19 protein-coding genes are annotated in these 24,319 nt (G+C 68.9%); 9 read left to right on the top strand and 10 right to left on the bottom strand.

Annotated features, from left to right (window positions below; genetic code table 11):
• The first annotated feature begins 121 nt into the window (after positions 1 to 121).
• From BN2660_RS09895 to BN2660_RS09865, 7 genes are all read left to right on the top strand, one after another.
• The gene (locus tag BN2660_RS09895; protein WP_091233492.1) at positions 122 to 580 is read left to right on the top strand and encodes a GNAT family N-acetyltransferase; all 459 of its coding nucleotides are present in this window, start codon (positions 122 to 124) and stop codon (positions 578 to 580) included.
• A gap of 211 nt (positions 581 to 791) precedes the next feature.
• On the top strand, positions 792 to 1,805 hold the full coding sequence (locus tag BN2660_RS09890) for a LacI family DNA-binding transcriptional regulator (RefSeq protein WP_091231034.1): 1,014 nt from the start codon (positions 792 to 794) through the stop codon (positions 1,803 to 1,805).
• A gap of 130 nt (positions 1,806 to 1,935) precedes the next feature.
• Positions 1,936 to 3,243: an ABC transporter substrate-binding protein gene (locus BN2660_RS09885; protein ID WP_091231031.1), complete on the top strand. Its 1,308-nt coding sequence runs from the start codon at positions 1,936 to 1,938 to the stop codon at positions 3,241 to 3,243.
• A gap of 58 nt (positions 3,244 to 3,301) precedes the next feature.
• The gene (locus BN2660_RS09880) at positions 3,302 to 4,267 is read left to right on the top strand and encodes a carbohydrate ABC transporter permease (RefSeq protein ID WP_091231027.1); all 966 of its coding nucleotides are present in this window, start codon (positions 3,302 to 3,304) and stop codon (positions 4,265 to 4,267) included.
• Positions 4,267 to 5,154 (top strand): carbohydrate ABC transporter permease, encoded by an 888-nt coding sequence (locus tag BN2660_RS09875; protein WP_091231025.1) that lies wholly within the window; start codon positions 4,267 to 4,269, stop codon positions 5,152 to 5,154. Before BN2660_RS09880 ends, BN2660_RS09875 begins: the two co-directional genes overlap by 1 nt.
• Positions 5,154 to 7,388: an alpha-xylosidase gene (gene yicI, locus BN2660_RS09870; protein ID WP_091231022.1), complete on the top strand. Its 2,235-nt coding sequence runs from the start codon at positions 5,154 to 5,156 to the stop codon at positions 7,386 to 7,388. The genes BN2660_RS09875 and yicI overlap by 1 nt, the downstream gene beginning before the upstream one ends.
• Positions 7,385 to 8,821 (top strand): GH1 family beta-glucosidase, encoded by a 1,437-nt coding sequence (locus BN2660_RS09865; protein ID WP_091231019.1) that lies wholly within the window; start codon positions 7,385 to 7,387, stop codon positions 8,819 to 8,821. Before yicI ends, BN2660_RS09865 begins: the two co-directional genes overlap by 4 nt.
• 35 nt (positions 8,822 to 8,856) lie before the next feature.
• Here the strand turns inward: BN2660_RS09865 and BN2660_RS09860 are convergent, their stop codons facing one another.
• From BN2660_RS09860 to BN2660_RS09825, 8 genes are all read right to left on the bottom strand, one after another.
• On the bottom strand, positions 8,857 to 9,660 hold the full coding sequence (locus tag BN2660_RS09860; protein ID WP_091231015.1) for a hypothetical protein: 804 nt from the start codon (positions 9,658 to 9,660) through the stop codon (positions 8,857 to 8,859).
• Between the two features lie 136 nt (positions 9,661 to 9,796).
• A complete protein-coding gene (locus tag BN2660_RS09855) occupies positions 9,797 to 11,611 on the bottom strand; it encodes an ABC transporter ATP-binding protein (RefSeq protein ID WP_091231011.1) in 1,815 nt (604 codons plus the stop codon).
• A complete protein-coding gene (locus tag BN2660_RS09850) occupies positions 11,608 to 13,572 on the bottom strand; it encodes an ABC transporter ATP-binding protein (protein ID WP_091231007.1) in 1,965 nt (654 codons plus the stop codon). Before BN2660_RS09850 ends, BN2660_RS09855 begins: the two co-directional genes overlap by 4 nt.
• Before the next feature lie 292 nt (positions 13,573 to 13,864).
• A complete protein-coding gene (locus BN2660_RS09845) occupies positions 13,865 to 14,362 on the bottom strand; it encodes a methylated-DNA--[protein]-cysteine S-methyltransferase (protein WP_091231004.1) in 498 nt (165 codons plus the stop codon).
• A complete protein-coding gene (locus BN2660_RS09840) occupies positions 14,359 to 15,885 on the bottom strand; it encodes a DNA-3-methyladenine glycosylase 2 family protein (RefSeq protein WP_091231002.1) in 1,527 nt (508 codons plus the stop codon). The genes BN2660_RS09845 and BN2660_RS09840 overlap by 4 nt, the downstream gene beginning before the upstream one ends.
• 177 nt (positions 15,886 to 16,062) lie before the next feature.
• Positions 16,063 to 17,670 (bottom strand): bifunctional phosphoribosylaminoimidazolecarboxamide formyltransferase/IMP cyclohydrolase, encoded by a 1,608-nt coding sequence (gene purH, locus BN2660_RS09835; RefSeq protein WP_091230999.1) that lies wholly within the window; start codon positions 17,668 to 17,670, stop codon positions 16,063 to 16,065.
• 40 nt (positions 17,671 to 17,710) lie between these two features.
• Complete coding sequence (purN, locus tag BN2660_RS09830) at positions 17,711 to 18,295, bottom strand: phosphoribosylglycinamide formyltransferase (RefSeq protein ID WP_091230997.1); 585 nt, start codon at positions 18,293 to 18,295, stop codon at positions 17,711 to 17,713.
• A gap of 43 nt (positions 18,296 to 18,338) precedes the next feature.
• Positions 18,339 to 19,724, bottom strand: coding sequence for a cell division protein PerM (locus BN2660_RS09825; RefSeq protein ID WP_091230993.1), 1,386 nt, complete (start codon positions 19,722 to 19,724; stop codon positions 18,339 to 18,341).
• Between the two features lie 91 nt (positions 19,725 to 19,815).
• On the opposite strand from BN2660_RS09825, the gene BN2660_RS09820 reads away from it, so the two are divergent.
• The gene (locus tag BN2660_RS09820; protein WP_091230990.1) at positions 19,816 to 21,237 is read left to right on the top strand and encodes an NCS2 family permease; all 1,422 of its coding nucleotides are present in this window, start codon (positions 19,816 to 19,818) and stop codon (positions 21,235 to 21,237) included.
• Between the two features lie 141 nt (positions 21,238 to 21,378).
• Here BN2660_RS09820 and sucD read toward each other — a convergent pair whose 3' ends face one another.
• On the bottom strand, positions 21,379 to 22,281 hold the full coding sequence (sucD, locus tag BN2660_RS09815; RefSeq protein ID WP_091230987.1) for a succinate--CoA ligase subunit alpha: 903 nt from the start codon (positions 22,279 to 22,281) through the stop codon (positions 21,379 to 21,381).
• Between the two features lie 41 nt (positions 22,282 to 22,322).
• On the bottom strand, positions 22,323 to 23,489 hold the full coding sequence (sucC, locus tag BN2660_RS09810) for an ADP-forming succinate--CoA ligase subunit beta (RefSeq protein ID WP_091230985.1): 1,167 nt from the start codon (positions 23,487 to 23,489) through the stop codon (positions 22,323 to 22,325).
• Between the two features lie 154 nt (positions 23,490 to 23,643).
• On the opposite strand from sucC, the gene BN2660_RS09805 reads away from it, so the two are divergent.
• Positions 23,644 to 24,306: a TetR/AcrR family transcriptional regulator gene (locus BN2660_RS09805; protein ID WP_091230982.1), complete on the top strand. Its 663-nt coding sequence runs from the start codon at positions 23,644 to 23,646 to the stop codon at positions 24,304 to 24,306.
• The last annotated feature ends 13 nt before the right edge of the window (positions 24,307 to 24,319 follow it).

The following is a 24,319-nucleotide window of genomic DNA, read 5'->3' as shown; positions in this document are numbered from 1 at the left end:
CGTCGCGCACGTCCGCCCGCAGGTGCCGCGCCGATCGACTTCCGGCATCGCGCACGCGGTCACCCCTGACGAAAGTCGACGTTTCGACGTCGGAGGCGTCCGGAGGGGTTAGCCTGTGATCATGTCCGAACTGCGCATGGTCGAACTCTCCGCCGCGACGATCGTCGCGGTGAACAACCTGTCGCTCAAGCCCGGACAGGAGCAGTTCCTCGCTCCGGTGTCCTATGGCATCGCCGCGACCGTGATCAACCCCCAGACCTCCTGGCAGCGGGTGGTGCTCGACGGCGAAGAGGTGGTCGGGTTCGTCAGCGCCAACTTCGACGAAGACGCACCGGAGGAGCACTTCCGCTCCGTCCTGTGGCGCATCAACGTCGACGCGGACGACCAGGGCAAGGGCGTCGGCCGCTTCGCGGTCGAGCAGCTCGTCGAAGAGGCCCGCGCGCGCGGCGTCGACCATGTCAACGTCATCTACGAGGCCGGCGAAGACGGTCCCGAGGCATTCTTCCTCCGCGTCGGCTTCACGCCGGTCGGCGAGACCGAGTACTCCGAGGTCATCGCCGAGATCCGCGTCACACCTTAGGCCGGCGGCGGGGTCTCGAATCCCCTCCCCCATCGAGGCCCCGTCGCCCTGTCAGGTCGATTCGCGGGAACGCTCCCATCCTGCCCCCGAGCTATTTGTTGCCGTGCGCCACAAAAAGCTTGCGTCCGAGGCCGGTCCGTGCCTATCATCGCTCTGAGGCGCAAGCGAAGCGCTTCGACGATTCCGACGAACAAGCGACGACGAGGTCACGATGACGACGATCCACGAGGTGGCCGACGCCGCCGGGGTGTCGATCAGCACCGTCTCCTACGCCCTCAGCGGCAAGCGCCCGGTGTCCGAGAACACCCGCCGCCGCATCGAGGACGCAGCCCGTTCCCTCGGCTACGAGCCTGACGCCGGAGCCCGGATGCTCGCGGGCCGCCGCACCCACATCTTCGCTCTCACCGAGCCCCTGCGGGCCGACACGCACGCGCCCACGCACATGGCCTTCGTGCTCGCGACAGCGGTCGCGGCACGCCGCCGCGGCTACGACATCCTGCTGCTCACGGACGAGCAGACGGCCGACGGCATGAACCGGGTCGCCGCGAGCCGACTCGTCGACGCCATCCTGGTCCTCGACGTGGCGCCCGACGACGAGCGCGCAGCCATCGCTCGGACGGTCCGCACGCCGACCGTCTTCATCGGGATCCCCGACGACCCCGACGGCCTCACCTGCGTCGACCTCGACTTCGAGGCCGCAGGGCACCTGGCGGTCGACAGGATCGCGGATGCCGGCCATCGTCGCGCGACGCTGCTCGGCCAGACCGAGGTCTCGTACCGCAGGTCGAACTTCCCCCGGCGTCTCCTGCGCGGCGTGCAGGACCGCTCGGACGAGCGCGGGGTCTCCCTCTCGTGGGTCACGACCGGCGCCGTGTCGACGGATCCGGCTGCTGTGCGGTCGGCCACCGAGGCGGCCCTGGCACGCGGCGACCGGGCCTTCATCGTCCACGCGGTGGGCGACGTCCACGAGGTGCTCCTGCGCACTCTCGACGCGCACGGGCTGCGGGTGGGCGAGGACGTCTCCGTCGTCTCGGCCGCGGCCTCCTTCGACACCTCGGCCCTCGCGGTCCCCGTCGACACCATCCCGCTCATCCCGCAGCAGTCCTGCGAGGTGGCCGTCGAACTCGCCGAACGTCACCTGGACGATCCGGGGACGCCGCCGCAGATCCACCTCATCCCGCCCGAATACCACTCCGCCGGTTCCATCGCTCCCGCCCGGGAGTGATTCTCCGGTTCGGAGCCCCTTCCGCATCGCCGAGGTCGAAACGCTTCGACGACGCGCAGCCACAACTGAACACGCAGTCCGACCCACCGAAGTGTCCGGCCTCAGGGCCACCGAGAAAGGAGTGCCGACGATGGCACGCAACATCCGCAGGACGAAGACGCTGGCCGCTCTGGCCGCGCTGACAGCGACGGGCATCGCGCTGAGCGGCTGCACCGCCGGCGGCTCCGACGAAGGCGGCGACGGCCAGACGCTCAAGCTGTGGCACTACGAGGGTGCCGACAGCGCGATGGGCAAGGCCTGGGCCGAGGCCATCTCGATCTTCGAGGAGGAGACGGGAGCGACCGTCGAGTTCGAGGAGAAGTCGTTCGAGCAGATCCAGAAGACGGCCAGCCAGGTCCTCGACACGGACGCGGCTCCCGACCTGATGGAGTTCAACAAGGGCAACGCCACCGCCGGCTTCCTCGCGTCGACAGGGCTGATCGCCGACATCTCGGACGCCGTCGAGGAGTACGGCTGGGACGAGAAGCTGGCGCCCTCGCTGCAGACCACCGCCAAGTACTCGGAGGACGGCGTCATGGGCGGCGACACCTGGTTCGGGATCCCGAACTACGGGGAGTTCGTCGGCGTCTACTACAACAAGGATGCCTTCGCCGCCGCGGGCCTCGAGATCCCGACCACCTACGACGAGTTCGTCGACGTGCTCGACGCGTTCGTCGCCCAGGGAGTCACCCCGCTCGCCGAGGCCGGGGCGGAGTACCCGCTCGGTCAGCTCTGGTACCAGCTCGCGCTCAACGAGGGCGATCGCGGTTTCGTCGACGACTACCAGCTCTACGAGAACCCGGTCGACTGGCAGGGCCCCGAGATCACCGGGGCGACCGAGACGCTGAAGGAGTACGTCGACAAGGGGTACATCGCCTCCGACGTGTCCTCCGTCAAGGCCGAGGACGCCGGTGTCTCGTTCATCAACGGCACCTCCCCGATCTTCGTGTCCGGGTCGTGGTGGTTCGGGCGCTTCGTCGCCGAGGCCACCGGCTTCGACTGGGAGATGACCGCATTCCCGGGCTCGGACCTCTCGCTCGGCTCGTCGGGCAACCTCTGGGTCGTCCCCGAGAACGCCGCGAACAAGGAGCTCGCCTACGAGTTCATCGACATCACGATGCGTCCCGAGATCCAGGCGATCATCGGCAACAACGGCGGCCTGCCGGTGGCTGTCGACACCGCCGACATCACCGACGAGAAGAGCGCCGCCCTCATCGAGACCTTCAACGGAGTGCTCGACGCCGACGGACTCTCGTTCTACCCGGACTGGCCCGCACCCGGCTTCTACGACGTGATCGTCCAGGAGCTGCAGGGTCTGATCACCGGGTCGCAGGACGCGGAGACCACGAACACGAACCTCGGCGAGCAGTACGACGAGGGCACCGCAGAATTCCGTTGATCGACTCGCGGGGGCGGCGGCCGGACGCCGTCGCCCCCGCATCCTCCTGGAGATGAACATGTCACTCGCCACCCGACGCGAGGGCCGCACGAAGCTGCCGCCCGAAGAGCCGTCGATCCCGCAGCGCAGCGGCGGGACCGGGGCCTACTGGATGTACCTGCTGCCCGGCTTCGTGCTGCTGCTCGTCGTCGTCATCGTTCCGCTGATCTGGAACGTGTACCTGACCTTCACCAAGTGGAAGGGGGTGCGCACGCCCGAGTTCATCGGTCTCGAGAACTGGCAGAAGATCCTCACCGACAGCGACTTCTGGACCTCGTTCACCAACTCGGTGTGGATGATCATCGCCATGGTGGTCATCCCCACCATCGTCGGCCTCATGGTCGCCGCGCTGCTGTTCGACGTGGTCGGACGCAAGTTCGGCGGCAAGATCGGCAGCTTCCTCCGCGCCACCTACTACCTGCCGCAGATCCTCCCCATCGCGGTCGCCGGCATCGTGATCGGCTGGATCGTGCGGCCGGGAGGCGACGGCGCGCTCAACCAGATCCTCGGTGCGTTCGGCATCCCCGCCTACGACTGGCTCGGCCAGATGCCGTCGGCGCTCATCGTGCTGATGGTCGTCATGGTGTGGGTGCAGCTCGGCTACCCCGTCGTGGTGTTCATGGCCGCTCTGCAGCGCGTCGACCCCGAGCTGTACGAGGCAGCGGAGCTCGACGGCGCCAACTGGTTCCAGCGATTCTCCGCCATCACCATGAGCATCATCCGCCCGGAGATCTTCGTGGTCACCCTGACCTGCACCATCGCCGCTCTCAAGGTCTTCGGCCCGGTGTACATCATCACGCGCGGTGGCCCGGCCGGCTCGACGCTCGTGCCCGCGTACTACGCCTACCAGGAGTTCTTCACGAAGCGGAACGTCGGGTACGGCGCCACCATCGCCACGGTCCTCACGATCGTCGTCGTCATCGTGTCGATCATCTTCATCCGCGTCCAGAACTCGCTCGAGCGCAAGGAAAGGGCGGGTCTGTGATGCACGCCACCACCGCCATCGTCACCGGCAAGCCCGTCAAGAGCCGCCCCCGCGGCGGCATGACCAAGAAGCGGCCGATCGACTGGCTCATGCTCGCCCTCGTCGTCATCGGGGCGCTGCTCGTGATCGCGCCGTTCTACCTCGTGCTGGTGAACTCCTTCAAGTCCCCTGTCGACTACGCGACATCGGGGCCGCTCGCGTTCCCGGAGACGCTCGACTTCGGCGGCATCATCAAGTTCTGGGAACGTGTGAACTTTCCCGAGAAGGTCTGGAACTCGATCTTCATCTCGGGTGTCGTCGCACTCCTCGCCGTCGTGATCTCCATGCTCAACGCCTTCGCGATCGGCATCGGACGCGTGCGCGGCCGCAGCTGGATCGTGCTGCTCTTCCTGCTCGCGAACCTCCTCCCCCAGGAGGCGCTGCTGTACCCGCTGTACTACATGTTCAAGTCGGTCGGCATGTACGACAACGTCTGGTCCGTGATCATCGTGTTCACGGTCATCCAGGCGGCGTTCGGCACCTACCTGCTGTCCTCCGTGTACGGCACGTTCCCGAAGGAGATCCTCGAAGCCGCGTCCCTCGACGGCGCCAGCCGCTGGCAGATCCTCTGGCGCGTCGTCTTCCCGATCAGCCGTCCCACGCTGTCGGTGCTGCTCATCTTCTTCTTCATCTGGACCTGGAACGAGTTCCTCATCCCGCTCACGTTCCTCGCCTCGAACGCGAACCAGACCGTCCCGGTCGCGATCAGCGTGCTGCAGGGCGACCGGTTGATGGACGTCACCACCACGAGCGCGTCGGCACTCCTCGGCATCATCCCCACGCTCATCTTCTTCCTCATCTTCCAACGCACACTCACGCGCGGCATCACGGCAGGAGCAGTCAAGTAATGAAGTTCACCGACGGGTTCTGGCAGCTTCGCCCCGGCGTCACGGCGCTCTACGCGCAGGAGGCGTACGACATCGCCGAGACCTCCGACACGGCGGACGGGGACGGCATCGTCATCACAGCGCCGACCATGGTGATCGCCAAGCGCGGCGACACCCTTAATCGGCCCGTGCTCACCACGACGCTGTCCTCCCCGGCCGAAGGCGTGATCCGCGTGCGCATCGCACATCACGAGGGCAGCCGCTGGCACGGCGGCTTCGGGCTGCCCGGCGCGCGCCCCGGGTCGGCCACGGCCACCGTCTCCGACACCGGCGGCATCCTCGACGCCGGCGCCCTGGTCGCACGGATCACCCCCGGGGCACCGTGGGACCTGTCCTTCGAGGTCGACGGCCGCCGGGTCACCGGCAGCGGGCACAAGGCCCAGGGGTACGTCCGTCTCGCGTCGGACGCCCAGGTCGACGCCGGCATCGTCGGAAACGCCCGCCAGGGCGGCTCCACCCCGCACAGCTCGTCCTTCGTGCACGAGCAGCTCGACCTCGGGGTGGGCGAGCTCGTCTACGGTCTCGGAGAGCGCTTCGGTCCCCTGGTGAAGAACGGCCAGTCCGTCGACATCTGGAACGCCGACGGTGGAACCTCCAGCGAACAGGCGTACAAGAGCATCCCCTTCCATCTCTCCAATCGCGGCTATGGCGTGCTCGTCAACGACCCCGGGCACGTCTCCTACGAGATCGGATCCGAGACCGTCGAGCGCGTGCAGTTCTCCGTCTCGGGCGAGGTGCTCGAGTACTTCGTCATCGCAGGGCCCACGCCGAAGGACGTCCTCGGGCGCTACACCGCGCTGACCGGCCGGCCGCCCGTGGTCCCCGCCTGGTCGTACGGCCTCTGGCTCTCGACGAGCTTCACCACCGACTACGACGAGCAGACCGTGAACTCGTTCATCGACGAGATGGCCGCGCGGGAGCTCCCGGTCTCGGTCTTCCACTTCGACTGCTTCTGGATGCGCGAGTTCAACTGGTGCGACTTCGAGTGGGACCCCCGGGTCTTCCCCGACCCCGAGGGGATGCTCGCCCGCCTGCACGACAAGGACCTGCGCGTCTGCGTCTGGATCAATCCGTACATCGGCCAGCGGTCGCCACTCTTCCGCGAGGCCGCGGATCAGGGCTTCCTGGTCCGCCGGCCCGACGGCTCGGTGTGGCAGTGGGACCTGTGGCAGGCGGGCATGGGGCTCGTGGACTTCACGAACCCTGACGCGACCGCGTGGTACCAGGCCAAGCTCCGAGCGCTTCTCGACCAGGGCGTCGACTGCTTCAAGACCGACTTCGGCGAGCGCATCCCGACCGAGGTCGTCTGGGCCGACGGCAGCGATCCCGAGCGGATGCACAACCTGTACACCGACCTGTACAACCGGGCCGTGCACGACGTGCTCACCCAGGCGCGCGGCGTCGACGATGCGGTGCTCTTCGCACGTTCCGCCACGGCCGGCGGACAGAGCATGCCCGTGCACTGGGGCGGCGACTCCACCTCGACCTTCGCCTCGATGGCCGAGACCCTGCGCGGCGGACTCTCACTGGCGCTCAGCGGCTTCGCATTCTGGAGTCACGACATCGGCGGCTTCGAGGGCATGCCGGATGCCGGTGTCTTCAAGCGCTGGACGGCCTTCGGCCTGCTCGGCTCGCACTCGCGCTTCCACGGGTCGAGCTCGTACCGGGTGCCGTGGATGTTCGACGAGGAGGCGGTGGACGTCACCCGGCGCTTCACCCACCTGAAGATGCAGCTCATGCCGTACCTCTACCAGCAGGGGCTCGACGCCACCCGCACGGGGGTGCCGCTGATGCGTCCGATGCAGCTCGAGTTCCCGGAGGACCCTGCGGTCGGGTACCTCGACAGGCAGTACATGCTCGGTCCCGACCTGCTCGTCGCTCCGGTGCTCTCCGCCGACGGCTCGGTCGAGTTCTATCTGCCGGCCGGCGAGTGGACCTCCCTTCTCACGGGAGAGACCGTGACGGGCGGCGGCTGGCGTCGCGAGACGCACGGCTTCGACACGCTGCCGCTGTACGTGCGCCCGGGCAGCGCCCTGCCCTGGGGTGCCCGCACCGACAGGCCGGACTACGACTACCACGACGGGCTCACGGTGCGCGTCTTCACGGGCGGCTCGGGCAGCGCGGCGGTCACCGTCACGAACCCGGACGGCCTCGAGCGCGTCTACCCCGTCGATCTCGCGGAGGTGACCGGATGAGCGGCCTGACTCCCGCCGGAGACTACCGCGGCACGGGACTCGTGTTCCCCGAGGGCTTCACCTTCGGCTCCGCCACCGCCTCGTACCAGATCGAGGGTGCGGCCGCCGAGGACGGCCGCACCCCCTCGATCTGGGATACGTTCAGCCGAACGCCGGGGCTGGTCTGGAACGGCGACACCGGCGACGTCGCGTGCGACCACTATCACCGCGTCGACGAGGACCTCGATCTCATAGCCGACCTCGGCCTCGACGCGTACCGGTTCTCGATCGCCTGGCCACGGATCGTGCCGGCGGCCGGCGGCCGGGTCAACCGTGCGGGCGTGGACTTCTACTCGCGCCTGGTCGACGGGCTCCTGAAGCGGGGCATCCGTCCTGTGGCGACGCTCTACCACTGGGACCTCCCGCAATACCTCGAGGACGCCGGAGGATGGACCTCTCGTTCCACCACGGATGCCTTCGAGGACTACGCGAGGATCATGGGCGCAGCCCTCGGAGACCGCGTGCACACCTGGACCACGCTGAACGAGCCCTGGTGCTCCGCGTACCTCGGCTACGGGCAGGGCGGCCACGCACCGGGACGCCACGAACCCGCGTCCGCACTCGCTGCCGTGCACCATCTCAATCTCGCCCACGGACGAGCGATCCAGGCGCTCCGCGCGACGTCGACGGGCGACCCCGACTACTCCGTCACGCTCAACTTCCACGTGCTGAGAGGACAGGGCGACGGCGCGGCCGAGGCGATGCGCCGGATCGACGGCCTCGCGAACCGGGCGTTCACGCACCCCATGCTGCGCGGCGAGTACCCGGAGGATCTGCTGCAGGACACCTCAGGTGTCACGGACTGGGCGTTCGTGAAGGACGGCGATCTCGCGACCATCGACCAGCCGATCGATGTGCTGGGGGTCAACTACTACTCGACCGCCACGGTGCGCCTCTGGGACGGGGTCTCGGAGAAGCAGCAGAACGACGGCCACAAGGGCACGTCGGGCGGAACCGCATGGCCGGGCAGCGACCAGCTCGTCGAGTTCGTGGAGCAGCCAGGCCCGTATACGGCGATGGGCTGGAACATCGCACCCGAAGGGCTCGAGGAGCTGCTCGTGTCATTGTCGGAGCAGTTCCCGGAGCAGCCTCTCATGGTGACCGAGAACGGTGCGGCCTTCGACGACGAGGTGGCCGAGGACGGCTCAGTGCCCGACCCCGAGCGCACCGACTACCTGCGGCGGCACTTCACCGCCGCACACCGGGCGCTGCAACGGGGAGTCGACCTCCGCGGGTATTTCGTGTGGTCGCTGCTCGACAACTTCGAATGGGGATACGGGTACGCCAAGCGCTTCGGCATCGTCCGCGTCGACTTCGACACGCTCGAGCGCACGGTGAAGGACTCGGGCCACTGGTACCGCGAGCTGGTGCGGACCAGGACGGTCGAGGCCTGACGGTCGCGTCCTGACGGCAGGGGCCGGACGCCGGCTCAGCGCTTGTCGTCGGGGCGACGGCGTTCGTTCCAGGCGGCGAGCGCGGATGCCGCGGCCCCTGCCGCCCTGTCGATGGCCTCGGTCGATCGAGAGAAGAGATCCTGCGCGGCACCCTGCCAACTCGACACCGTGGGCGACTCCCCCGCCTGCACCCTGGCAGCGTGCTCCGCCGCTTCCAGAGCACGATCGAGATCGGCGACGGCGTCGCGGTACTCGGCATAGGCGGCAGGATCGACAGAACCGGTGGCCGACCGCCGCGCCTCCACGGCACGACCCGCGGCGCGGGCATACGCCGCTGTCGCCGGCTGCTTCACATCGGTCATCGACGGATACGCGATCTGCAGCGCGGCATCCGTCTCGTAGCGCATCCAGCGCGCGGTGATCGCGTCATGCTCTGCCTGCAGGCGCTCGAGAGGGCGAGGGGCGGATGCCGCGGGCACGGCCGCTCGCGCGGCGCTGAGCCGCACCTGCTTGGCGCGCACATCCGCGACGGCGGCTCTCGCGTCGTTCTCCCGTTCGCGGAGCATCCGCTTCGCCCCGGCGACCTGCTCGCTGGTGGCCCTCCGCGCGGAGCGCTCGGCACTGATGCGCACCACCTCGGCCCGTGCCAGCTTCGCCGCCATCCGGCGCTCGATGGCCTTCTGCTGTGCCGCCTTCAGGTCGTGCCTCGCAGCATCGACCTCGAGACGTCGTCCGCTCCTGACGCTGCGTCGCCGCATGGTGATCGCTCCTGCCGTCACTCCGCCCATCCCGACCGCAGCGGTCCACCACCACTCACCGAACAGGATCAACGGGTCCATGCATCGATGCTACCCAGCCCATGATGCACCGGCCAGTCGCACGGCTACAGAACGACGGCCCCGCCCACCTGCGGGACCGAGGTCGCACCGGGGCCGCGCGCGTCAGCGCGCCGCCCCGGCGTCGACCCCGCCCTCGTTAGACCAGCGTCTCCTGCCAGGCCGCGTGCAGCTGCGCGAACTTGCCGGTGCCGCCGATCAGGGCGTCCGGGGTGTCGTCCTCGATGATGCGTCCGTGCTCCATGACGAGCACGCGGTCTGCGATCGCGACCGTCGAGAGCCGGTGGGCGATGATGATCGCCGTACGGTCCTTCAGCAGCGTCTGCAGCGCGTCCTGGATCAGGCGCTCCGACGGGATGTCGAGCGAGGCGGTCGCCTCGTCGAGGATCAGCACCGCCGGGTCGGCGAGGAACGCGCGCGCGAACGAGATCAGCTGGCGCTGCCCCGCCGAGACGCGGCCTCCGCGCTTGTTGACGTCGGTGCTGTATCCGTCGGGGAGCGAGGAGATGAATCCGTCGGCGCCCACGGCCCGCGCTGCGGCCCTGATCTCGTCGAGCGTCGCATCCGGCTTGCCGAGCGCGATGTTGTCGGCGACCGTCCCGCTGAAGAGGTAGGCCTCTTGGGTCACCATCACGATGGCGCGGCGGAGATCCTTGGGGTGCAGCTGCGTCAGGTCGACGCCGTCGAGGGTCACCGAGCCGATGGACGGGTCGTAGAACCGCGAGATGAGCTTCGCCAGCGTCGACTTGCCCGCGCCCGTCGTCCCGACCAGCGCGATCGTCTGACCCGCCGGGATGTCGAGCGAGAAGTTCGGGAGGATCGTCTTCTCGCCGTTGTACCCGAAGGTGACCTCGTCGAAGCGGATGTGGCCTCGGGACTCCCAGAGGTCGACCGGCTTCTCGGGGTCGGGCACCGTCGGCACCTCTTCCAGCACTCCGGACACCTTCTCCAGCGCGGCCGTCGCCGACTGGTAGGAGTTCAGGAACATCGCGATCTCCTGCATCGGCGCGAAGAAGTTGCGCACGTACAGGACCGCGGAGAGCAGGACTCCCACGGTGAGAGCGCCGTCGGACACCCGGATGCCGCCCCAGAGCACGACGATGCCGAGCACGAGCGCCGCGACGCCCATGAGCCCCGGCTCGAACGTGCCGAACAGCAGCATCGATCGGCGGTTCACGTCGCGGTACTCCCCCGCGATCTTCTGGAACGCGACATCGTTGCGCGGCTCTTTGCGGAACGCCTTGACCGCACGGATGCCCGTCATGGTCTCGACGAACTGGACGATCACCTTCGCGCTGATCACGCGCGACTCGCGATAGACGAGCTGCGACCGCGAGTAGAACCAGCGCATCAGGAAGAACAGCGGCACACCGCCGATGGCGAGGATGAGTCCGGACTGCCAGTCCCAGATGCACAGCGCGATGAACGTGAACAGGCCGAACAGCACACCGGACACGAGCTCGTTCAGACCGCCGTCGAGGAGCTCCTTGATCGAGTCGAGGTCGCTCGTCTGCCGCGAGATGATGCGGCCCGAGGTGTACGACTCGTGGAACTCCAGGCTCAGGCGCTGGGTGTGCAGGAAGATGCGCTTGCGCAGGTCGAGAAGGACGGCCTGGGTGAGCTTGGCTGCGATGATCACGTACCAGGCGATCATGACGGCGGCGACCGCACCGGCGAGCAGGTAGATCCCGCCGATCATGAACGTGGGCATCCAGTCGGCGCGCTCGAGCACGGCGGGCAGCGCGCGATCGAGGCCGATGCTGATGAGGATGGGGCCGGCGACCTGCAGCGCGGTGGAGATCACCAGCACGACCGCGGCGAGGATGATCTGCGGCTTCAGCGGGCGCACGAGGGACCCGAGCAGACGCAGCGACCGTCGACGGATCGCCCGGCTCTCCTCCCGCGTGTAGCGGGAGCGGTCCTCGTCCTGGGTTCCCGTGATGGTGGAGCTCATCGCCGCACCTCCTTCTCGCTGGTCATGTCTTCGGTGGCGGCGTCCTCACGGATCCCCTCGCGCACCGTCGTCTCGATCTCGAGCTCGTCGGGATCGGCGTCGGCGCCGGCGTCGGCGTCGGCGTCGGCGATGATCGGGATCGCTCCCGTCCGTGCCGCCTCCTCCGCCTCGAGGCTCGAGATGACGTGGCGGTAGTGACGGCTCGTCCTCAGCAGCTCGCTGTGCGTGCCCACGGCGGTGACGCGCCCCGATTCGAGCAGAGCCACTCGATCGGCGAGGGCGACCGTCGATGGACGATGCGCGACGATCATGGCCGTCGTGTCGGCCAGCACATGCCGCAGGGCCTCCTCGACCAGCGCCTCCGTGTCGACGTCGAGCGCCGACAGCGGGTCGTCGAGCACGAGCACCTTCGGCTTGGCGGCCACGGCCCGAGCCAGGGCAAGACGCTGACGCTGACCGCCGGAGAGGCTCAGCCCCTCCTCGCCGATGACGGTCTCGACGCCCTCGGGAAGGGAGTCGACGAACGCCGCCTGGGCGACGTCGAGCGCTTCGCGCAGCACGCGCTCCGCCTCGTCGCTGTGCACGTCGAGGTCGGCGCGTCCCAGCAGCACGTTCTCCCGGACGGTCGCGGAGAACAGCGTCGCGTCCTCGAACGCCATCGCGATGTGCTGGCGCAGCTCGGCGAGCGGGAGGTCCCGGACGTCGACGCCGTCGAGCGTGACCCGGCCTCCGGTGACGTCGTACAGGCGCGTCGGCAGAGTCGTCAGCGTGGTCTTCCCGCTGCCGGTCAGACCGACGAGCGCCATGGTCTCGCCCGGACGCAGCACGAGGTCGATGCCGTCGAGCAGGTCGCGCTCGCTCGCGCCCGCGTCCTGGTAGCGGAAGTGCGCGTCCTCGAACGCGAGCAGGCCGCGGGGCTCGGCGATGTGCACCGGGTTCTCGGGGTCGGTGATCGAGTTCGTCTCCGAGAAGATGTCGAACACGCGGTCGGTCGCGGTGCGCGCGTCGAGCATGAACGAGAACAGGAAGCCGATCGACTCGATCGGCCAGCGCAGCACCGTGGCCATCGCGAAGAAGGCGAACAGCTCGGGCAGCTCGATCGCGCCCTGCGAGATCAGCCAGATCCCCGACATCAGGCTCAGTCCGAACGCGATCTGCGGCATGAGGTCGAGCCAGAACCAGATCGACGCGATCGCGCCGGCCTTGCTCATCTCGGTCTCCCGCAGGGTCTCGGCCTGACGGCTGAAGCGGCTGAGCGCGTGCTTGCCGCGCCCGAAGGCCTTGAGCACGCGGATGCCGTGGACGCTCTCCTCGACGCTCGTGGCGAGGTCTCCGGCCTGGTCCTGGCTGCGTCGGGTGAGCGCGCCATATCGCTTCTCGAACAGGTAGCCCCGGATCCACAGCGGGATGGCGGTCACGATGAAGATCACCCCGAGCAGCCAGTGCCAGCGGAAGAGCAGCACGGCGCCGATGACGATGGTGAGGACGTTGACGACCAGGAGCACGAGGCCGAACGCGAGCCAGCGGCGGATCAGACCGATGTCCTGCATCATCCGGCTCAGCAGCTGTCCGGACTGCCAGCGGTCGTGGAACGACACCGGCAGCGTCTGCAGGCGCGAGTAGAGCTCGGTGCGCATCTTGTACTCGACCTCGGTCGAGGGGTTGAGCACGAACTGGCGGCGTAGCCACACCATCAGCGCCTCGCCGAGCCCGAGGCCGAAGACGGCGAGGGCTCCCCAGACGATCGCGTCGATCGCGCCGGCCTGCACCGGGCCGCGGATGATCTGCTCGAGCACGATCGGGATCATCAGAGCGATGATGGCCGCCACGAGCGCGCTCGCGGCACCACCGGCGAGGCGCCAGATGACGGGACGAACGAAGGGCTTGAGGCGCCACAGTGCGGCGGGAGTGGAAAGGGAGGACGACGGCGTGGCGTTCTGCGATGAAGACGAGGAAGACATGACTCTCAGACGAGTTTCGTATGGGAAGCGATTGCTAACGGAAGCGGATGCGGGAACGGACTCTCGGAGTCCGGCATCCGATGCGGGGGTGAGAGAGCGCTAGAGGAGCGAGCGCACCGGGGTCGAGCCGTGAGCGGCGATCTGCACATCTGCGATCGTGGTCATGATGTCCTCCTCAGGGGCTCGGCCGTGTCGTCCGGTCGGCGCGACAGCCCATCAGCCTATTCCTGGGAACAAGCTGAGCACAAGAGAGATTCCCGATTCGTCCGATCTCTGCCGTCCGAACCCCCGCTCAGCGCGCGAGGGCCTCCCGCGCGAGCAGGCTCTGCTTCACGTCGAGACCCCAGGCGAATCCGCCGAGCGATCCGTCGGTGCGCAGCACCCGGTGGCACGGCACGAAGAGCGCCGGCGCATTGCGTGCACAGATAGACGCGGCGGCCCGCACGGCTCGCGAATTGCCCAGACGTGCCGCGAACGACGTGTACGTGAGCGGCTCCCCCGGCTCGATCTCACGCAGCGCCGACCAGCCCGCGAGCTGGAGCGCGGTACCGGTCTGCTTCACGGCGACGGCGTCGATCGCCGAGACGTCTCCGCCGTAGTACTGCAGCGTGGCCGCAGCGGCGATGGTGTCGCCGTCGGCGATCTGCGACGGCCGCCGAACCGACGGAAGACGCCCGATGATGGCCGCGTGGTCGTCGGTCCACCCGGATGCGAGGACCCGCTGCGCGTCGTCGACGAGGATCGTGAAGGCGCCGTCAGGGGTGCCGATGGTCTGGATGGTCGCGGTCATGATGATATCTCCTTCGGAGCGAGAGCTCGTGGCGTGGATGTGTGCGGCGCGGCATCCGCCGTTCGTCGTGCGCGCGGCGTGCGGACGGGCGCGGCCCGCCAGAGGTGGGCGCTGAGGTAGCTGCGCCAGGGTGCTGCGCGTTCGGCCCACGCGACGAGCGGAGTCGGATCCGCCGGGAGCCCCGAGGCCGCAGCCCCCGCCCGAAGAGCGACGTCGCCGGGCAGAAGGATGTCGGGGTCGCCGAGAACGCGCATGCGGACGTAGTCGGCCGTCCACGGCCCGATGCCCGGCATCGCGAGCAGCGCAGCCCGCTGCTCCGCCCCGTCATCGCCGACCGTGAGGGTGAGCGAGCCGTCCGCGAGAGCGGCCGCGGCTCCGATCAGCGCTCTGATGCGAGCAGCGGGCCCACGCAGCACGTCGGCACCATGGTCGGCGATCGCCGACATGGTCGGGAACAGCACGCCGTGCTCGGTGCGCTCGCCCAGCGCGTCGGTGAGGGCGGTCAGCGCCGTGCGCGCCGCGACCACCGTGATCTGCTGCCCGATCATCGCCCTGATCAGCATCTCGTGCGGGTCGGCCGACCCGGGGACGCGGATCCCGGGCGTACGGGCGACGAGGGGCGCCAGCTCGGGATGCGCGCTGAGCGCGTCGTCGACGGCGAGGGGGTCGGCGTCGAGGTCGAAGATGCGTCGCACCGTCGAGACGAGGGGCGCGAGGTCGCCCAGCTGAGACACCCGCGCCCGGAGCTGGAGACGCTGCGAGTCGTCCTGACGGACCTGGAACCAGGCAGGCCCTCCCGGCATACGCAGGTGTCGCGAGAAGGACGTCGTCGTGGCCTCCTCGACACCCGAGACCGCGCGCGCCGCCATCCAGTCGAAGATGCCCCCGGCGTCGAGCGGACCGCGGTACGGCAGGACGAGATCGATGGCACCCGGCGCCGTGGTCGTGTGCGAGCGGCGACGAGCCCGGAGTTCTCCGGGTGTCAGCCCGAAGACCTCTCGGATCGTGTCGTTGCACTGACGGATGCTCGCGAACCCCGCCGAGAAGGCGACGTCGGAGATCGGCATGTCGGTGCCGACGAGGAGCATCCGGGCGGTGTGCGCCCGGTGTGCGCGTGCGAGGGCGAGCGGCCCGGCACCGAGCTCGGTGGACAGCACCCTGGTGAGGTGGCGCGTCGAATAGCCGAGGCGCGTCGCGAGCCCGGAGACCCCTTCGCGCTCGACCACCCCGGAGGCGATGAGACGCATCGCGCGCGCGGCCACGTCGCTGCGCAGATCCCACGCGGGCGACCCGGGTGCGGCCTCGGGAAGGCAGCGCTTGCAGGCCCGGAAACCCGCTTCGTGCGCAGCCGCGCTCGTCGGGTAGAAGGTGACGTTCTCGGGTTTCGGCGTGCGAGCGGGACAACTCGGGCGGCAGTAGATGCCGGTCGACCGCACCGCCGTCACGAACTGCCCGTCGAAGCGGGTGTCCCGCGCGCTGATCGCGCGGTACCGCTCGTCGAAGTCGATCACAGGGAAGCTCATGACTCCACTCTGTCACGCACCACCGACATCGACTGGCGGAAATCGGACATGGCTGTGGATGACCGAGACCGCCGCGTGAGATGCCCCGGAGACGACCGAGGCCCCCCCCCCCCCCCCCCCCCCCCCCGGCGGCGTGAGGGAGCCTCGCTGACGACACCGGCCCGTGCGGGCCGGGGGTCAGTGGAAGAAGTGGCGCTCTCCGGTGAAGAACATCGTGACGCCGGCCTTGCGCGCAGCATCCACGACCTCTTCGTCCCGCACCGAGCCGCCCGGCTGCACGATGGCCGTGACTCCCGCATCGATCAGCACCTGCGCGCCGTCGGCGAACGGGAAGAACGCGTCGGAGGCGGCGACGGAGCCGGCGGCGCGGTCGCCCGCACGCTCGACCGCGAGGCGGCACGAGTCGACCCGGTTCACCTGTCCCATGCCGACACCGACCGTCGCGTTGTCCTTCGCCAGGACGATCGCGTTCGACTTCACGGCACGGCAGGCCTTCCACGCGAAGATGAGGTTCTCCATCTCCTCGTCGCTCGGACGCTCGCCGGAGACCAGCTCCCAGTTCTTCGCGACCGAGACGATGTCGTCGGGGAAGAGGTCGGCGTCCTGGAGCAGCAGCCCTCCCGAGACGAGGCGCACGTCCATGCGCTCCTGCTGCCAGTCCTCCGGCAGCTGCAGCAGACGCAGGTTCTTCTTCGCCTTGAACACCTCGAGAGCCGCCGGCTCGAACGACGGGGCCACGATGACCTCGGTGAAGATGTCCTTGAGGTTCTCCGCCATCTTCAGCGTGACCGTGCCGTTCGCCGCGATCACTCCGCCGTAGGCCGACACCGGGTCGCACTCGTGCGCGCGCAGGTGCGCGCTGGCGATCGGGTCGAGGGCGTTGGGAGCGGTGGTCGCGATGCCGCACGGGTTCGCGTGCTTGATGATCGCGACGGCCGGCTTCACCATGTCGTATGCGGCGCGCAGGGCGGCATCCGCGTCGACGTAGTTGTTGTACGACATCTCCTTGCCCTGCAGCTGCGTCGCCTGGGCGATGCCGTGGCCGCCGACGCGGGTGTAGATGGCGCCGCGCTGGTGCGAGTTCTCGCCGTAGCGCAGCGTCGCGAGACGCTCGGCCTGGATCGTGAGGTGGGTGGGGAGGTCCTCCCCGTCGCCGAGGGTGCCCTCGGCGAACCACGATGCGACGGCCGTGTCGTAGGTGGCCGTGTGCGCGAAGGCACGGGCGGCGAGCTCGCGACGCTGCGTGAGCGTGGTGCCGCCGGCGGCGATCGCCGAGATGATGCCGGGGTAGGACTGGGGCGAGACGACGATCGCGACGTTCGCGTGATTCTTGGCTGCGGCGCGGACCATCGCGGGCCCGCCGATGTCGATCTGCTCGACGACGTCGTCGCCCGCAGCGCCTGAGGCGACGGTCTCGACGAACGGGTACAGGTTCACGACGACGAGCTCGAAGGGCTCGATGTCGAGGTCGGCGAGCTGGTGCTCGTGGTCCTCGAGACGCAGGTCGGCGAGGAGCCCGCCGTGGATCTTCGGGTGCAGCGTCTTCACACGTCCGTCGAGCATCTCGGCGACGCCGGTCACGGCGGCGACGTCCGTCACGGCGAAGCCCGCATCGCGGATGGTCGCCGCCGTGGATCCGGTCGAGACGATCTCCACCTCGTCCGCCGCCAGCGCCTCGGCGAGGGCGAGCAGGTCGGTCTTGTCGCTCACCGAGACGAGTGCGCGGCGGATGCGGACGGTGTCTCGGTCGCGGTACAGCGAGGGGTCGTGGCGGGGGCCGGCCATGGTGGGCTCCTTCGTGCGAGGGCGGGAGTGCGGGATCGGGTCAGGCGGAGGTGAGCGGGAGGTCGCCCGTGGCGATGCGGCGGACCACATCGATGAGCAGCCGGCGCTCCACCGGCTTGATGCGCTCGTGGAGGCTGTGCTCGGTGTCGTCGGGGAGGATCGGCACCCGCTCCTGCGCGAGGATGGGACCGGTGTCGACGCCGTCGTCGACGACGATCACGCTGGCTCCCGTCTGCTCAGCGCCTGCGGCGAGCGCGTCACGCACACCGTGTGCTCCGGGGAACTCGGGAAGGTACGCCGGGTGGGTGTTGATCAGGCGCGGCGAGTACTCGGCCACCAGTGCCGGAGGGAGCAGGCGCATGAGTCCGCTCAGCACCACGAGGTCGGGTTTCCAGACCGCGAGCTGACGCGCGACCTCGTCGCCCCAGGCGGCGCGGTTCTCGTGCTCGTGCCAGGGAACGGTGAAGCTGGGGATGCCGAACTCCTCGGCGTGGGCGAGGCCCTCCGCCTGGCGATCGGCTCCGACGACGACGACGCGCGCCGGGAAATCGGGATGACGAGCGGCCTCGAGGAGGGCGCGAAGGTTCGAGCCGGTGCCCGAGATGAGAACGGCGACCGTGAGCACGCGCCCAGTCTACCGGGGCGCTGCTCTCACGCCGAGCCGTGCGTCAGCCGACGGGATCGCCCGGATTCCTGGTCGGCAGCCGGAATGAGCCGAGCTCGTCGAGGGGCACGGTGTCATACGGAGACGGCTGGTCGTCCGTCGGCATCGGACTCGCCGCGGGGCGGTCGGCGAGACCGTCGGCATCCGTCATCTCGGCGAGCCAGCGGTCGGTGCGCTCTTCGGCCAGCTCGTCGCGATGGCGGGGCGACAGCAGCAGGATCGCCGCCCCGAGCAGCACCTCTCCCCCCAGCGTCAGGGAGAACGCGAGCACATCGGGACCGACCTGTGCGAGACGCCCCGGCCCCATCGATCCGCCGCCGAGAACAGCGGCGACGGCCGCGACTCCGGCGGTGAGTGCACCGATCCCGAGCGCGATCACCGCACGGTGGGCGGTCTCGAGCGGCGTCGCCTCCCACACCAGCCTCGATCGCACAGCCCAGCCGGCGAAAGCGCCCGCCGCGATGGGCAGGATCACGACGACGAGCATCCAGATCGACGTGTTCTCCGGGAGCAGCCCCAGGATCGGGATGCCGGGGACGACGCCGAGCTGCGTGCCCGCCGGGGACACGGCGGTTCCCACGCCGACCGCGAAGCCGGGACCGGCGAGCCAGGAGGCGGCCCACACGATCGCAGTGGGCAGGTAGGCGAGCTGGCCGAGCGTGATGACGGTGGCGCCGAGCGCATCGACTCTCGTGGCCTGGAAGAGGGCGACCACCTCGCCGCCACGCGCCAGAGTCGCGACCGCGATCGCGAGGGCGCTGAAGGCCGTGACGCCGACGACCGCGAACGCCGCTCCGCGCAGGGCGGCCGACGGAACCGGACCCCACTCCCCCCAGGAGTCGACCACGTCGTGCACGCGGTCGAGCACGCCGCCGTCGCCGTCCTCCCACGCGACACGGAGAGCGCCGACGAGGGCGCCGAGCAGATACACCGCCGTGGGCAGCAGGATCCCCAGGAGCAGAGGCGTCTCCGCTCCGGCGAGGTGGGAGGTCAGCGCCACTCCCGTGGAGATGAGGGCGAAGGTGACCGCACCGGCCAGCGATCCGAGAAGCCAGGCACCGGCGCGAGCCGCGCGAGCACCGGATCGGGCCGCGGAGAGGAGCGTGAACAGCAGGAATGCCAGGGGCGTCACAGACAGGGTGAACGTCGCCGCCTCGGGCGCGATCCCTGCCGTCCGCAGGAGTTCGCCGGCGATGTCCACGCTCAGCGGCACGCCGTGCCCGAACTGCCACAGCGTCCCTGTGAGCGGCCACAGCGCACCCCAGTCCGCCGAGATGCCGAAGGCGACCGTCCACAGGAGCGTGAGAGGGGCCAGCAGCACCACGAGTCCGACCGCCGCGGCGATGGCGGCGTCGAAGGCGGCGAGGAGCGCGACGAGGAGGCGTTGCATATCGAATCGAGACTACGACGAGAAGCCTGCGGCAGCCTGTGGGCGCGCGCGGTGCGGGCGACACGATATCGTCTCCTGCGGAGGTTTCCCGATGACAACTGCCCCATCCCCCACCCAGCGCCAGGCCGTTCCCGCGAACGCCCTGGACCGCTTCTTCGAGATCAGCAAGCGCGGATCCACGATCGGCACCGAGATCCGAGGGGGTCTGGTGACCTTCGTCACGATGGCGTACATCGTGATCCTCAACCCGATCATCCTGAGCACGCCCGACGTCGACGGCAACACGCTCACCGGCTCTGCGGTCGCCGCGGCCACCGCGCTCACCGCGGGCGTCATGACGATCCTGTTCGGCCTCGTCACCCGCCTGCCCTTCGCGTTCGCCGCGGGGCTCGGCATCAACGCGTTCATCGCATTCTCCGTCGTCGGCTCGGTCACCTGGCCCGAGGCGATGGCGCTCGTGATGATCAACGGTGTGATCATCGTGCTGCTCGCGGCCACCGGGCTCCGCAAGATGATCTTCGACGCCGTCCCCGTGCAGCTCAAGCTGGCCATCACCGTCGGCATCGGCCTTTTCATCGCCTTCATCGGCTTCGTGAACGCCGGGTTCGTCACCGCCACCGGCAACGCCTCACCGCCGGTCGACCTGGGCATCGGCGGATCCGTCGCGTCCGTCCCGACGCTGCTCTTCGTGATCACGCTGCTGCTCGGCGGCGTGCTGACCGCCCTGCGCGTCAAGGGCGCGATCCTCATCGCCCTGGTCGGTGGCACCGTGCTCGGCGCGATCGTCAACCTGATCTGGCCCTTCGGTCTCGACTTCGGCTTCACCGGCGCGATCGTCGGTCTTCCCGACCTGAGCCTGGTCGGACAGGTCGATTTCGGCTTCGACCTCGAGAAGGTCAGCGTCGTGGCGCTGGTCATGTTCGTCTTCACGCTGCTGTTCTCGAACTTCTTCGATGCGATGGGCACGATGACCGGGCTGGCGAAGGAGGCCGACCTGGCCAACGAGAAGGGCGACTTCCCCCGCATCAAGTCGGCGCTGATCGTCGAGGGTGTCGGCGCCATCGCCGGTGGAGGCACGTCCTCCTCCTCCGCCACCGTCTTCGTCGAGTCCGGCGCGGGAATCGGTGAAGGTGCGCGCACCGGATTCGCGACGGTGATCACCGGGGCGATGTTCCTCGTCGCCATGTTCTTCACGCCGCTGACCTCGCTGGTCCCGGGCGCCGTGGCCGCCGCCGCGCTCGTCCTCGTGGGAGCGCTGATGCTGGCGCAGATCAAGAACATCGACCTCAGCGACTTCCGCGTGCTGCTGCCGGTCTTCCTCACGGCGACGGTCATGCCGATGACCTACTCGATCGCCAACGGCATCGGCGCGGGCTTCATCAGCTGGATCGTCGTCAACGCGTTCTCCGGCCGGGCGAAGACGATCCACCCTCTGCTCTGGGTGGTCGGCGCGGGCTTCGTGATCTTCTTCGCTCGCGGACCGATCGAGGCGCTCTTCGGCGTCGGGATCTAGCTCGCACACGCGAAGAAGAGGGGCGGATGCTGCGGCATCCGCCCCTCTTTCGCTGTGCGTCGAGGTGCCCGCCGTGCTCGCCGGGCATGAAAGAAGGCCCCGGAGTGGAGTCCAGGGCCTTCTCTTCGGGTGTAGCTCAGGTCAGAGCGACTCGACGATCTCGCGCATCAGAGCGGCGGTCTCGGACGGCGTCTTGCCGACCTTGACGCCAGCGGCCTCGAGGGCCTCCTTCTTCGCCTGAGCCGTGCCCGCGGAGCCCGAGACGATGGCGCCGGCGTGGCCCATGGTCTTGCCCTCGGGAGCCGTGAAGCCCGCGACGTAGCCGACGACCGGCTTCGTGACGTGCGCCTTGATGTAGTCGGCGGCACGCTCTTCGGCGTCGCCGCCGATCTCGCCGATCATGACGATCGCCTTGGTCTCGGGGTCGGCCTCGAACGCCGCGAGAGCGTCGATGTGCGTGGTGCCGATGACGGGGTCGCCGCCGATGCCGATGGCGGTCGAGAAGCCGAGGTCACGGAGCTCGAACATCATCTGGTACGTCAGGGTGCCCGACTTCGACACGAGACCGATCGGGCCCTTGCCGGTGATGTTCGCCGGCGTGATGCCCACGAGTGCCTCGCCGGGGGTGATGATGCCGGGGCAGTTCGGACCGATGATGCGGGTCTTGTCGCCCTTGCTCTGCGCGTAGGCCCATGCCTCGGCCGAGTCGCCGACCGGCACGCCCTCGGTGATCACGACGAGCAGGGGGATCTCGGCGTCGATGGCCTCGATCATCGCGTCCTTCGTGAAGGCGCCGGGGACGAAGGCGATCGACACGTCGGCGCCGGTCTCCTTCATGGCCTCGGCGACGGAGCCGAAGACGGGGAGCTCGACGGCCGAGCCGTCCTTGTCGGTGTGCGAGACGGTGGTGCCGGCCTTGCGCGCGTTCACGCCGCCGACGACCTGGGTGCCGGCCTTGAGCATGAGCGCGGTGTGCTTGGTGCCCTCGCCGCCGGTGATGCCCTGGACGATGACCTTGGAGTCCTTGTTGAGGTAGATCGACATTTCTTTCCTAACGAATCTGGGTCGCTGAGCTTGTCGAAGCGTCAGGCGTTGGCGAGCTCGGCGGCCTTGTCGGCGCCCTCGTCCATGGTGCTGGCGAGCGTGACGAGCGGGTGCGCGTACTCGGCGAGGATCGCGCGACCCTCGTCGACGCGGTTGCCGTCGAGGCGAACGACGAGCGGCTTGGAGGCCGCGCTGCCGAGGGTCTCGAGGGCGCCCTTGATGCCGTTGGCGACGGCGTCGCACGCCGTGATGCCGCCGAAGACGTTGACGAACACGCTCTTGACCTGCGGGTCGCCGAGGATGACGTCGAGGCCGGCGGCCATGACCTCGGCCGACGCGCCGCCACCGATGTCGAGGAAGTTCGCGGGCTTGACGCCGTCGTGCTTCTCGCCGGCGTACGCGACCACGTCGAGCGTGGACATGACGAGTCCTGCGCCGTTTCCGATGATGCCGACCTCGCCGTCGAGCTTCACGTAGTTGAGGCCGCTCTTCTTGGCCTTCGCCTCGAGCGGGTCCGCGGCGTCCTTGTCCTCGAGCGCCTCGTGCTCGGGGTGGCGGATCTCGGAGGCGTTGTCGTCGAGCGTGACCTTGCCGTCGAGGGCGATGATGTCGCCGTCCTCGGTGCGGACGAGCGGGTTGACCTCGACGAGCGTCGCGTCCTCGCCCTTGTAGACCTCGAACAGCTTCACGAACACGTCGGAGACCTTCTCGACGAGGTCCTCCGGGAAGTTGGCGGCGCGAGCGATCTCGACGGCCTTCTCCTTGTCGATCCCCGTCAGCGGGTTGACCTCGACGCGCGCGAGCGCCTCGGGCTTCTCGACGGCGAGCTGCTCGATCTCCATGCCGCCCTCGACCGAGCAGAGCGACAGGTACGAGCGGTTCGCGCGGTCGAGCAGCACGGAGAAGTAGAACTCCTCGGCGATGCGCGCGCCCTGCGCGACCATGACGCGCTTGACGACGTGGCCCTTGATGTCGAGTCCGAGGATCGCCTTCGCCGCCTCGTATGCCTCTTCAGGGGTCTTCGCGACCTTGACGCCGCCGGCCTTGCCGCGACCACCGGTCTTGACCTGGGCCTTGACGACGACGACTCCGCCGATCTTCTCAGCGGCTGCCTTCACCTCCTCAGGGGTGTCGGCGACGATGCCGGCGAGGACCGGCACTCCGTACTTCTCGAAAACGTCTCGTGCCTGGTACTCGTACAGATCCACTGTGGTTCCTTCACTGGGCTGCGTGTCTGGTAATTCTCTCGATGTCGAGACATCGACCAGTCCCCCAGCCTACTACCTCGCTCTGAGGGGTCCTGAGCGTCCCTCCGCGTCGGATGACACCTGTGCTTCACCCGCGAGGTCCTAGGCTTTCGCTATGCGAGACTTCCCCGATTCGCGCGACACCGTCGTCGCCGCCGCGCTCGAGCTCTTCCAGGCCCAGGGCTTCGACCAGACCAGCGTCGAGCAGATCGCCAAGGCGGCCGGCGTCTCCCGCTCGACGTTCTTCCGCCAGTTCGGCGGCAAGGAGGACGTCGTGTTCGCCGATCACGAGGTCCTGCTCGGACAGCTGCGCGAGTTCCTCTCGGAGGGGCACGACGACCCGTGGGGTGCCGTGTGCGCGGCATCCGAGTCGGTCTTCGCCCACTTCGCGCACGACCCGGAGCTCGCACGTCGCCGCTATCAGATCGTGCGCCAGGTGCCGGTCCTCCGCGAGCGGGAGATCATCACCGTGTTCCGGTACGAGCGTCTCTTCGACGACTACCTCCGCAGTTCACTGCCCGGGATCGACCCGCTGGATGCCGTCGGCTTCGCGGCGCTCGTCACCGCGGTGCACAATCACGTGCTCCGCCAGCTGCTCCGCGGCAAGAAGAAGGTGCCGCTCGCCACCCTGCAGACGGCGCTCGCCGACGTACGGCGTCGGTACGGCGTCCCCTCCGACACCGCCGACGAGGCACCGGACGACGTGGTCGTCGCGGTCTTCCCTCGATCGATGCCCGTCGCCGAGGTCACCCGCCGCCTGCGCACCCAGCTGGACTGAACGCGGCGGCCAG

It is taken from the genome of Microbacterium sp. 3J1 (genome assembly GCF_001049495.1).
In the GTDB taxonomy this organism is placed as follows: Bacteria; Actinomycetota; Actinomycetes; order Actinomycetales; family Microbacteriaceae; genus Microbacterium.
Note: the sequence above shows the minus strand (reverse complement) of the source record. Positions and strands in the feature narration are given on the sequence as shown.